9 protein-coding genes are annotated in these 12,405 nt (G+C 40.4%); 7 read left to right on the top strand and 2 right to left on the bottom strand.

The window, feature by feature from the left end; genetic code table 11:
- Positions 1-23 precede the first annotated feature (23 nt).
- The 7 genes from infB to ABD009_RS09010 all read left to right on the top strand — a co-directional run bounded on the left by infB (position 24) and on the right by ABD009_RS09010 (position 9,349).
- Positions 24-2,666 (top strand): translation initiation factor IF-2, encoded by a 2,643-nt coding sequence (gene infB, locus ABD009_RS09040; protein WP_343824657.1) that lies wholly within the window; start codon positions 24-26, stop codon positions 2,664-2,666.
- Positions 2,667-2,801: 135 nt separating this feature from the next.
- Positions 2,802-3,209 (top strand): 30S ribosome-binding factor RbfA, encoded by a 408-nt coding sequence (gene rbfA, locus ABD009_RS09035; protein ID WP_330997680.1) that lies wholly within the window; start codon positions 2,802-2,804, stop codon positions 3,207-3,209.
- Between the two features lie 5 nt (positions 3,210-3,214).
- A complete protein-coding gene (gene truB / locus ABD009_RS09030; RefSeq protein WP_343824654.1) occupies positions 3,215-4,207 on the top strand; it encodes a tRNA pseudouridine(55) synthase TruB in 993 nt (330 codons plus the stop codon).
- A 113-nt stretch (positions 4,208-4,320) separates the two neighbouring features.
- Positions 4,321-4,590 carry a 30S ribosomal protein S15 gene (gene rpsO, locus ABD009_RS09025; protein WP_155694406.1) on the top strand — a complete coding sequence of 90 codons (270 nt, stop codon included), beginning with the start codon at positions 4,321-4,323 and terminating at the stop codon, positions 4,588-4,590.
- Positions 4,591-4,808: 218 nt separating this feature from the next.
- A complete protein-coding gene (pnp, locus tag ABD009_RS09020) occupies positions 4,809-6,917 on the top strand; it encodes a polyribonucleotide nucleotidyltransferase (protein WP_330997679.1) in 2,109 nt (702 codons plus the stop codon).
- 141 nt (positions 6,918-7,058) lie between these two features.
- Positions 7,059-7,982, top strand: coding sequence for a lipoprotein NlpI (gene nlpI / locus ABD009_RS09015; RefSeq protein WP_343824648.1), 924 nt, complete (start codon positions 7,059-7,061; stop codon positions 7,980-7,982).
- An 11-nt stretch (positions 7,983-7,993) separates the two neighbouring features.
- Positions 7,994-9,349, top strand: coding sequence for a hypothetical protein (locus ABD009_RS09010; RefSeq protein WP_343824646.1), 1,356 nt, complete (start codon positions 7,994-7,996; stop codon positions 9,347-9,349).
- Between the two features lie 55 nt (positions 9,350-9,404).
- On the opposite strand, the gene ABD009_RS09005 is transcribed toward ABD009_RS09010, so the two are convergent.
- Both ABD009_RS09005 and ABD009_RS09000 read right to left on the bottom strand, forming a co-directional pair.
- Positions 9,405-11,795 (bottom strand): S8 family serine peptidase, encoded by a 2,391-nt coding sequence (locus ABD009_RS09005; RefSeq protein WP_343824644.1) that lies wholly within the window; start codon positions 11,793-11,795, stop codon positions 9,405-9,407.
- Between the two features lie 320 nt (positions 11,796-12,115).
- On the bottom strand, positions 12,116-12,337 hold the full coding sequence (locus ABD009_RS09000; RefSeq protein ID WP_155694398.1) for a DUF3820 family protein: 222 nt from the start codon (positions 12,335-12,337) through the stop codon (positions 12,116-12,118).
- Positions 12,338-12,405 lie beyond the last annotated feature (68 nt).

Raw genomic sequence — 12,405 nt, 5'->3', positions numbered from 1 at the left:
GTTCAACGGAGGTATTTAGAAATATGACAGAAGTTAGTTTAGATAAACTAGCCCAGGACGTGGGCACTCCGGTTGAGAAGCTGGTTTCACAATTCGCAGACGCTGGTATTAAAAAAGCGGTTGGCGACATGGTTAATGAAGCTGAGAAAAAGCAATTACTTGACCACTTAAGCAAAGCTCATGGCGGCGAAGGTGCTGAACCTACAAAGATGACTCTGCAACGTAAAACTAAGAGCACATTGAGTGTTAATAGTGGTTCAGGCAAGGCTAAAAACGTACAAGTAGAAGTTCGTAAAAAGCGTACTTTTGTTAAGCGAAGCCCAGAAGAGTTAGCTGCGGCAGCAGAAGCGGAAGAAAAAGCAAGACTTGAAGCTGAAGAAGCTGCAAAACGCGAAGCGGAAGAAAAAGCAAAACGCGATGCAGAAGCTAAAGCAAAACGCGATGCAGAAGCTAAAGCTAAAAAAGAAGCAGATGATAAGCGTAAAGAAGCGGCTAAAGCAGCAAAAGCGAACAAGCCAGCTGAAAAGAAAGCTGTCAAAGAAGAAACTGCTGAAGAACAAAGAATTCGTTTAGCGCTAGAACAAGAAGCTCTTAAAAAAGCGGAAGAAGAAGCGGCTAAACTTGCTGAAGAAGCTCGTAAACTTGCTGAAGAAAAAGGCAAAGAGTGGGAAGAAGCAGAAGCTCAACGTAAATATAAGTTAGAGCATGAGAAAGAAGAAGATCTTCATGTTCATAGCTCTGTTTATGCTCAGTTAGCTGAAGATGATCAAGATAAACAAGAAGAGAAAAAGTCTCGTCGTAAAGCCAAGAAAAAAGGCGATAAAGATGAAGCGAGTACTCTTACTGGTCGTCGTAGAAAAGGTAAGCAAGCTAAAAACCAACACGGTTTCCAAAAGCCTGCATCACCTGTTGAGCAAGTTGTTAAGATTAGTGAAACAATTACCGTTGCAGAATTAGCGAACAAGATGGCCGTTAAAGGCGCATCAGTTGTAAAAGCTATGATGAAAATGGGCGAAATGGTTACTATTAACCAAGTTTTAGATCAAGAAACAGCAAGTCTTGTTGTTGAAGAAATGGGTCATAAATTTGTATTAACTAAGTCAAATGAACTAGAAGAGTCTGTATTAGCGGATCGTGCTTCTGGTGAAGGTGACGCGGTTTCTAGAGCGCCAGTTGTTACTGTAATGGGTCACGTTGACCATGGTAAAACATCGTTACTAGATTATATCCGTAAAGCAAATATTGCTGACGGAGAAGCCGGTGGTATTACTCAGCACATTGGTGCTTACCACGTTGATACGTCAAATGGCATGATTACATTCCTAGATACTCCTGGACACGCGGCCTTTACGTCAATGCGTGCTCGTGGTGCTAAAGCAACGGATATTGTAGTTATTGCGGTTGCCGCTGATGATGGTGTTATGCCACAGACTAAAGAAGCGGTTCAGCATGCTAAAGCAGCTGGCGTTCCTTTAATCATCGCAGTTAACAAAATTGATAAAGAGTCAGCAGATCCAGATCGTGTTAAAAACGAATTATCTGCGCTTGACGTAATCCCTGAAGATTGGGGTGGCGATACTCAGTTTATGCACGTATCTGCAAAAACGGGTGATGGTATTGAAGCGTTACTTGAAGCAATCAGCTTACAAGCTGAGCTACTTGAACTTACTGCGGTTGATCACGGTGCAGCACATGGTGTTGTAATTGAGTCACGCTTAGATAAAGGACGTGGCCCAGTAGCAACGGTTCTTGTTCAAGAAGGTGAACTTAAGCGCGGCGATATCGTTCTATGTGGTTTTGAGTATGGTCGTGTTAAAGCGATGAAAGACGAAAACGGCAAAGAGATTGATAGAGCGGGTCCATCTATTCCAGTAGAAATACTTGGTTTATCTGGTGTACCACAAGCTGGTGACGAAGCAACTGTTGTTCGTGATGAGCGTAAAGCTCGTGAAGTAGCTAATAAGCGTCAGGGTAAATACCGTGAAGTTAAACTAGCAAGACAACAAAAAGCGAAACTTGAAAACATGTTTGCAAACATGGAAGAAGGTGACGTTTCAGAACTTAACATCGTTCTTAAGACTGATGTACAAGGTTCACTAGAAGCAATTACTGACTCACTAACTCGTCTATCTACAGATGAAGTTAAAGTGAACATCGTTGGTAGTGGCGTTGGTGGTCTTACTGAAACTGATGCATCTTTGGCGCAAGCTTCAAATGCAATCGTTGTTGGCTTTAACGTTCGTGCAGATGCAACGGCTCGTCGTTTAATGGAACAAGAAGATATTGATTTACGTTACTACAGCGTAATCTATGACCTGATTGATGAAGTTAAACAAGCAATGTCAGGCATGTTAGCGCCAGAATTCAGACAAGAAATTATTGGTCTTGCTGAAGTTCGTGATGTGTTTAAGTCTCCTAAGATTGGCGCAATCGCTGGTTGTATGGTTACTGAAGGTAACATCAAGCGTAACAATCCAATCCGTGTACTTCGTGATAACGTGGTTATCTATGAAGGTGAACTTGAATCTCTACGTCGCTTTAAAGATGACGTTCAAGAAGTTCGTAACGGAATGGAATGTGGTATCGGTGTTAAGAACTATAATGACGTTAAAGTTGGCGACATGATCGAAGTATTCGAGATTGTTGAAATACAACGTACTTTATAATTGCCTTTTAACGGCTGACGTATAAAAGGGGCTAACGTGCCCCTTTTTTGTTGGCTAGTTACAAAATTAACGTCACATTTATGGCTTGAAACTATTTTTATATAATTAAGTCATTAACTTAAAGAGGAGAGAAAAGTGGATAAGAACTTTTCTAGAACAGATCGTGTAGCACAACAGGTGCAACAAGAAATTGCGATGATATTACAACGTGATTTTAAAGACCCACGTATTGGCTGGGTTACGGTATCAGAAGTAGAAGTCACCAAAGACCTTGCTTACGTTTCAGTATTTGTCACGTTTTTTGGTAAAGAAGAAGAAGAAATTGCAGAAGCGTTGGAAATATTAAACAAAGCCAATGGTTTTTTCCGTATGGAAATTGGTAAACGCATGCGTTTACGTATCGTACCTGAAATCAAATTTATCTACGACAATAGCTTAGTAACTGGTATTAAGATGTCGAATAAAGTTGATGAGGCTATTCAGAAAGATAAAGTTCGCAGAGCTGAGTCTGGCAAAAACCCAGCGGAAGATTTGGACGACTAAGATTTATGGCACGTAGGAAAAAAGGCCGTGCGATTAACGGCATTGTATTGGTTGATAAGCCTGAAGGTGGCTCTTCAAACAATATACTACAAAAAGTGAGAGCAATTTTTAACGCTCAAAAAGCTGGGCATACTGGTGCGCTTGATCCTCTAGCAACCGGCATGTTGCCTATTTGTTTAGGTGAAGCAACAAAATATAGCCAGTACCTACTAGACTCAGATAAGAGTTACTTTGTGACTGCAAAGTTTGGTGAACGTACGGATACCAGTGATGCAGAAGGTGAAATTGTTGAAGTTCGAGAGGTAGATATTACCCTTGATCAAATTAATGAGTTTAAAGAAACGTTAACAGGACCAATAAAGCAGGTCCCAACTATGTTTTCAGCTTTAAAGCATAATGGTCAGCCTCTTTACAAATTGGCGCGTCAAGGCATAACCGTTGAACGAGCAGCTAGACCTATCACCATCTATGAGTTTGAGTTATTAGATTTCCGTGGTGATGAAGCCGATTTTCAGGTTCGTTGTTCAAAGGGGACTTACATCCGTACATTGGTTGATGATCTTGGCCAGTTATTAGGTTGTGGTGCTCACGTTAAAGTACTGCGACGTACTCAAGTAGCTAACTATCCTGTAGATAAAATGCTAACACTTGATCAAATTCAAAAGCTAAAAGATGACAACTTTATTGACGGAAACCCGGAAAATGAAGTGGATTATACTGAACTTGATAGTCACTTATTACCAATGCAAACCGCGTTAATTGGGCTGCCTGAAATTAAGTTATCAACCAGAGCCTTTGAAATATTAAGGTTTGGTCAGACAGTACCTATTGATGCTGCAATGGTGGACTTAAATGCCGACTTGTTTCAACAGTACTCGATGAAAGATGAGGAAACAGAGTTTACCGCTTATGACTCAGAGACCGGTGAGTTTGAGGGTGTTGTTTGTTTTTCTCAAGGACATGTAAAGGTTAAGCGGTTGGCAGTAAAAACACCTTGAGTTTTTCATAGAGTTGCGTAGAATGCGCGTCTCTCGTTAATTCGAGTTTATCCTGTAGCGGCTGAGTTAGTGATTGGCTGCTACCACATCATATTTTATTTTTGGAGAGACTTATGTCACTAAGCGTTGAAGATAAAGCTAAAATCCTAGCGGATTTCGGTGCAAACGAAAAAGATTCTGGTTCTGTTGAAGTTCAAGTTGCATTATTAACTGCAGACATCAACAAGCTACAAGGCCACTTTGCAGCACACAAAAAAGACAACCACTCACGTCGTGGTCTTTTACGTAAAGTTAGCCAACGTCGTAAGCTTTTAGACTATCTTAAAAGCCGTAGCCTTGAGCGTTACAACGACCTAATCAAACGTTTAGGCCTACGTCGTTAATTAAATCTGAATTCAGATTTTAAAAAGGAGCATTTATTGCTCCTTTTTTTGTGCCTGTCACTTAATTTTAATGGTATTAGAAATAGTCGTGCGTATAATATGGCGCGAACTTATATGAAAATAATAGATTTGGTCGGCGTGGGTGTATGTGAAGTTAAATGCATCCGAAATAAAAGCGCTCTGAAAAAATAGCCAAATCGCAATGAAAGGAAATAAATGTGACTCCAATTATTAAAAAATTCCAATATGGTCAGCATGAGGTCACTCTTGAAACTGGCGTGATTGCACGTCAAGCTACTGCTGCAGTAATGGCTAGCATCGGCGATACATCAGTATTCGTAAGTGTTGTTGGTAAAAAAGAAGCGGCTCCAGGCCAAGACTTCTTCCCATTAACTATCAACTACCAAGAAAAAGCCTATGCAGGCGGTAAAATCCCAGGCGGTTTCTTCAAACGTGAAGGTCGTCCAGCTGAAGAAGAGACATTAATTGCGCGTCTAATTGACCGTCCTTTACGTCCACTTTTCCCTGAAGGATTCAAAAACGAAGTACAAGTTGTTTGTACAGTTATGTCGGTAAACCCTGAAATTCAACCAGACCTAGTAGCAATGATCGGTGCATCAGCTGCGTTATCTATCTCTGGCATTCCATTTAATGGTCCTATCGGTGTTGCTCGTGTTGGTGTTGTAAATGACCAATACGTACTTAACCCATCTCAAACAGAACTTGCAACTAGTGACTTAGACTTAGTTGTTGCTGGTACTGATAATGCTGTACTTATGGTTGAATCAGAAGCAGCTGTGCTTTCTGAAGAGACTATGCTTGGTGCTGTTGTATACGGTCATGAGCAGTTACAAGCTATTGTTACTGCAATAAAAGAATTTTCTGCTGAAGTAGCGACTCCAGCTTGGGAATGGACTGCTCCTGCTGAGAACACAGAATTGAAAACGAAAGTTGCTGCGTTAGCAAAAGACGGTATCGATGCTGCATACTCAATCGCTGACAAAATGGCGCGTTATGACGCCGTTGGTGAAGTTAAAAAATCAACTGTTGCTGCACTTGCTGAAGAGTTAAGCGAAGAAGATTTTAACGAAAAAGAAATCTCTGAATTAGTACATGATCTTGAAAAAGACGTTGTTCGTTCACGTATCCTAGCTGGCGAAAAACGTATTGATGGTCGTGAACCAGACATGATTCGTGCTCTTGACGTGAAAACAGGTATTTTACCTCGTACACACGGTTCTTCACTATTCACACGTGGTGAGACTCAAGCAATTGTTACTGCAACATTAGGTACAGAGCGTGATTCTCAAATCATCGATTCGCTACTTGGCGAACGTCGTGACCCGTTCATGCTTCATTATAACTTCCCTCCGTACTGTGTTGGTGAAACTGGTTTCATGGGCTCACCTAAGCGTCGTGAAATTGGTCACGGTCGCCTTGCGAAACGCGGTGTTGCTGCAGTTATGCCTTCACAAGCTGAATTCCCGTACACAGTACGTCTAGTTTCTGAAATTACAGAATCTAACGGTTCATCTTCAATGGCTTCTGTTTGTGGTTCATCTCTAGCGCTTATGGATGCTGGTGTTCCAATTAAAGCATCAGTTGCTGGTATTGCGATGGGTCTAGTTAAAGATGATACAAACTTTGTTGTACTTTCAGACATCCTTGGTGATGAAGATCACTTAGGTGACATGGACTTTAAAGTTGCAGGTACTGCTGAAGGTATCACTGCACTTCAAATGGACATCAAAATTGAAGGTATCACTAAAGAGATCATGGACAAGGCGTTAGTTCAAGCTAAAGCTGCTCGTTTACATATCCTTACAGTAATGGACGCTGCTATCGGCGGTCACCGTGAAGAAATGTCTGAATTTGCTCCACGTATCTACACAGTTAAAATTCCTCAGAAGAAAATTGCTGACGTTATCGGTAAAGGTGGCGCAACTATTCGTGCTCTTACTGAAGAAACGGGTACAACAATTGAAATTGAAGATGACGGTACTGTAAAAATTGCTGCAACTGACGGCGCAAGTGCACAAGCTTGTATCGAACGCGTTAAGCAATTAACAACTGACTTAGAAGTTGGCAGAACGTACAACGGTAAAGTTGCTCGTATTGTAGACTTCGGTGCGTTTGTAAACGTACTACCTGGTAAAGACGGTTTAGTTCACATTTCTCAAATCTCACAAGAGCGTGTTGAGAATGTTTCTGACGTTTTATCTGAAGGCCAAGAAGTTGTTGTTAAAGTTCTTGAGATTGATCGCCAAGGTCGTGTTCGTTTGAGCATGAAAGAAGCGGTAGCTGAAGAAGCACCAGCAGCTGAGTAATAACTCACCTAAACATAAATGAAGTTTTAGCTTCATAAAATGTTGAAATAAAAAGAGAGCTTCGGCTCTCTTTTTTGCATCTAGGCTTATGCTAAGCAGGCTTTTATGTTATTAATAATGGCGAATTTTGAAGGAGTTGATATGAAACGAGTAAGTCTATCATTAGTACTGCTATCTACGATTGTTACTGGCTGTGCAAGTAAACAATCAGTGGTTGATAATAGTGAGCCACACGTTGTTAATAATGTTGTTATTTCTGAGCCGTTAAACGTTGATTATAAAAGTGAATTGGCGATCGCTAAGCTTACTCAAATTATAAGTCATGCAAAACTAGAGAAAGAAAAATTAGCAGAGTTACTGTACGATCGTGGCGTTATGTATGACAGTTTAGGACTGCGTTCATTGGCACAACTCGACTTTAGACGAGCTTTAGAGCATAAACCTGATTTTGCTGATGCATATAATTTTATTGGCATTCACCTTACGTTGATGGGTCAATACGCTCAGGCTTTTGAAGCTTTTGATTCAGCATTAGAAATTGATCCAGAACATCAGTATGTTCACTTAAACCGTGGTATTGCGCTTCATTATTACGGCCGCAATGCTCTGGCAATGGAAGATTTAGAAACTTTTTACGTCAAGAAGCCAGATGATCCATATCGAGTTATATGGTTATATTTCTCTGAAGTTGAAAACGATGCAGAAGGTGCAAAGTTGCGCTTGATTTACAATGCAAGCCAGCTTAACCCTAACAGTTGGTCGTATCAGATTGTTGAATTACTACTTGGCAACCTAACAGAGCAAACCTTTATTAATAACATGGGTAAAAACTTAAAGAGTTCTCGAGAGCTAGTTGAGCGTTTATGTGAAGGTTATTTTTATTTAGCTAAATTCAAACTAGCAATGGGTGATGAAGAAGCCGCTAAAAATTATTTCCGCTTAGCGCTAGGGACCTCAGTGCATGAATTTGTTGAGCATAAGTATTCAAGATTAGAACTAAATAAACTGTATGAAATAGCTAGGCAACGTTATGCAAACGTAGAAGCTAGCCAAGAGACAAATTAGTAAACATCTCTGTGAAAGTTAAGTCTGCAATACAACTGGCGCTAATTGCGCCTTTTTCTCTTTTATTAGCTGATAGTCTAGTGCTTTCGGCGTCTCAAGTTAGTTACCACTATAATAAATCATCGAGTTATCTTAATAGTGCAGCATCGTTAGGAGAAACTTCAGCGATTTATGAGCTTTATCAGGCTACGGGCGATAAAAGTTGGCTTGCAAAAGCGGCTAAGTTAGGTCACGCAGAAGCTGCATGGCAAATGTACTTGTTAAGCGACCGAACTATTAAAAGCGACCCCTCTATTAAAAGCGATCCCGCTATTCAAAGTAACCCAAGTGTTACTTATCAAAAACGAACTGATTGGTTTGAGTTAGCGTTAAAAACTAATCACCCAGGTGCTTTAATTCAACAATTAGAGATGTTGGTCATAACTCAAAATTGGCAACTAGCAAGTGGTCAAATATTTAAAATTGAGCAAAGGCTTAATGACTTCCCAAATTACAACATAGACGAAAATCTGCTAGACGCGTTAACACAGACAACTGAATTAGGAGCTCTCAATACCCAAATAGTGCTACCGGAATCATATAAAAAGAGAATTCAAAAGCTTAAGGGGCGGCTAAAACAGTTGGAAAAAAACAATAATAATAGGTTTAATAAAACTGACTATTCAGCGGCTTTTAATGCGTCATGTGAAGTTAAAGTGTTGGTGATGGTGAACAGTACTCACGCAAGAATAAAGACAGAGCAACTTATAGCTGAGTTTCACAACATGCTACCAAACTCCAAAGCAAAACTCTGTTTTTCAAAGGTGAGCACTAATTATCAATTGAACGCGCTATGTGAGAAGTCAAAAATCGGTTTGTTAAGTTGCAAATCAAAGGGTATTAAAGCGTTGGTAAATAAAAGTAAGGTGGGTCCAAGCATCAACTTGGCAGACGATAAATTAAGGCTTTTAGTTGTAGCAAACGAAGGCAAAGCGAACAGCAGAGGTCCTGTAATATTTATGGATAAAAATGACAATGCTCAAGTGTTATTGCATGAAGTAGGGCATTGGTTAAACCTTTATGACGAATATCAATTAAGGCCTACACAACAGGCTATTTACTGCGATGAAAATCAACCTACCAAGTTAGGTGAGAATTTAATTGTTGCGCCTCTTAAATACAGTATTGAGACTTTACAAACTCAGTTTAATCAATCTCTTTGGCCAGTCGATACTTGTAAAGGGACAAAAAACCAAGCATACAAATGGATACCAGAGTTAACGCCGATGGAATATTTAGATGTGCAATTGACACCGACAATGCAGCAGTTTTTTAATGAACCAAAGCTAAACCCGTTTCATACAGATTTACAAACATTCTTTGAATAAAAAAAAGCCCGCAAGCGGGCTTCAAAAAGTTACGATTGGGAACATCGTGTTTAAACTAAGGTTGGTATGAAACGTCCATACTAACACCTGAGAATGTGCTGTAAGCGCGAACACCAATATGCCAAGTACCAGCAGTTGGACTATTCACTGAGCAGCTTTCGTTATTACCGCCTTTATAAGGGCGACATTCGTAAGCCGAAGTAGTTGGTTGCGCACCAAATCTGATATATAGATCCGCATCACCTGAACCACCATATGTGCTTACATCGAAACTAGACATTCCTGCAGGTACATCAACAGTGTAGTATTTCCAGTTGTTGCGAGTTGCTGAAATGTCATTAATAGTTGTGTCATAACCTTGACCACCACCCGTTGAACCAGCAGTGAAGCTACCAGTCAGACTTACACCACTAAACGCTGAGTAACCAATTACTTTTACGTAATAAGTACCAGCTTGTGCTGTCGTAATAGGACAACTTTCAACATTGCCACCTTTATACGGACGACAATCATAGCTAGAAGTTGTTGGTGCCGATCCAAACTTAACGTATAAGTCTGCATCACCAGAGCCACCAGTCATGTCAAAGCTTAAACCTGTTGCACCGGCTGGTACTTCAAGTGTGAACTCAAGTTGCTGATTTGCAGAGCCAGATAAGCCGGTTTTTGCTTGGCCATTAGTTAATGCGTTGCCAGTTGGAGGAGGAGGCGGTGTTGTGCCACCACAGTTCGCTGCTAGATAATCAGAAGCGGCTTTAGTTTGCACTAAACCATATCCCGTTTTATCGTCGCGACCAGCCGTTTCCAAATCAATTGCTGTTGCTTTAAGAGCATTACGAACTTCAGAAGCTGTACAAGAAATATTATTGGACCAAGCTAAAGCAGCTGCTGCAGCTACATGTGGTGTCGCCATAGACGTACCATTGTAGTATGCGTAATCTTGATTGGCAGATACAGATAATGAAGCCGATTGACCAAGACGTGACGCTAGCTCTAAACCTAGTGCTCTGTTAACAGAAACAGTAGGTACATCAACCGCATTTGTAGCATCAACTAAAAATGGATTTTGAAGACCCGGTCGACTGCTATCGCTATATACAACTACGCCAGAAGCACCGGCATCTGCACAAGCTTTAGCTGGGTTGATTTCAGGATAGTTACTGCCTTTTTGATTATCGTTTCGAGGTGCAATACAAATATTGCCCGCTACGTTAGAACAATTATACGAAGAGCCAGACCAAGTACATTGAGATAACACACCAGAAGCAGAGCCATTTATGTCTTGTACTACATAACTACCACCACTTTGTACAAAGTGTGTTTGTGGTGCTACGCGGTCGTTTGCCCATGTAGTTCCACCAACTGTTAATGAACCAAGACGGCCATCACCAGCTACGGTAGATAAAATAGCTTCACCAGGGCCAGCAATTTCTACTTGCGGAGTAAATTGAGAAAACTCAGCATGACGACCAGATTCATCTACGGCACCAACAGCCATTACGGTATCGTAAGAGGCAGGGTACGAAAGGCTAGAGTCACCGTCATTACCTGATGCGGCAATCAGTAATACGCCTTGAGCAGTGGCAGCTTCTAATCCGTTACGTTCAGACGTACTTTGTGACGGACCACCAAGACTCATATTAACGACTTTTGCACCGTTGTTCACACAAGTGTTAACGGCTGTTACCAAATCAGAGCTATAACCCCAACCCGCTTCATTAAATACTTTAACAATATGAAGGTTTACATTGGTATTTGGCATCACACCAACAACACCTTCGTTGTTGTTCACGGCAGCAATGGTACCTGCTACGTGAGTTCCGTGTGAACCACCGGCTTGATACCAGTTTCCTGTGCCTGGATCATTTGTTCCAGTCGCGTTATTTGCCGCTAAATCTGGATTGTTTGACTGATAACCTGAGTCGATAATACATACAGTCATGTTGCCTGCATTTGAGTCAGAAACTTGATCAGCCTGAATGTTTGGTACGCCCCAAGGAACGTTTTCGGCCATTAAGAAACGAATTGGATCCATTTCAGCCATTTTAATATTTTTATCTTTGCGAATTAAATTAAGAAAGGCTTTACGCTCTTTACTGCCAATTTTTTGAGCTAGTTTAAAGATATGCTTTTTGTTTTTAAGTTTACCTTTGTGCTTTACGCCAGACTTTTTAAGCATTTTTCGTAATCGCTTAGCGAGCTTTTTTGCTTCTTTTTTGGTATCAACATTTTCCAAATATTCAATAATAAATTGGTCAGTTTGATCTTCCAAAATCAATTGGCGTTGTTTAGCTTTCCATTCTGCAAAGTCGGCATGTGTGCCGGTATATTGTTTTTCTTCAACTTCTTGAAGATTAGCAGCAGTTGCTGCACCCATGGTTAACGATGCCGCTGTTGCTAAAGCAAGTACTGACATAGTTGGTACTAGTTTTTTGTTATTATTTGTCATCTATCTTCTCTTTTCATGTTCTGTGTCGCGTTGCGCTTCACAAGATTGTTAGATGCATTCCTTTGTCCTGAGACCACACTTTACACTCTCTTCAATGGAGCGCTTGTTTAAAATGTAGACATAGACCCTAGCTTGTTTTTTTTAGAAAATGTAGAAAAATTTTTCTCAAAACTAAGTTGGGTGCACTGAATAGTGGGTTGAATTGCGTTTTTGGGGAATTATTTTCTGTTCTAAAAGGTAGGCCTGTTGGGCTTTAGCATGGAGTTGTGAACAGAATATGAAGGTGAAATAAAAAGTTTAAAAAAAAGTATTACAAAATGTTAATAGGGAGTTTTTAACGGTTTTAGTACCGATTCTAATCCATTTAATTTAACTTCGTACATTAAAGCTAATTGTTGACCAAGCTTGTTTTCTGGAAACCCTTGTTGGTAAAACCAAACTAGATAGGGCTCTGGCAAGTCAATTAACTTTCTACCCGCGTGCTTGCCAAACGGCATAATAGTATTTACGGCTTGTTTTAGTACTTCTGGGTTATCGAGCATAAGAATACCGCTTATGAATGGTTTTTATTTAGAAAGCTAGTAATTATCGTGTTTATTGACGACTAACT

Origin of the sequence: Psychrosphaera haliotis, from assembly GCF_039523615.1 — a bacterium.
Taxonomy (GTDB): Bacteria; Pseudomonadota; Gammaproteobacteria; order Enterobacterales; family Alteromonadaceae; genus Psychrosphaera; species Psychrosphaera haliotis.
The sequence above is the reverse complement of the archived record's forward strand: the minus strand, read 5'-3'. Positions and strand labels throughout refer to the sequence as shown.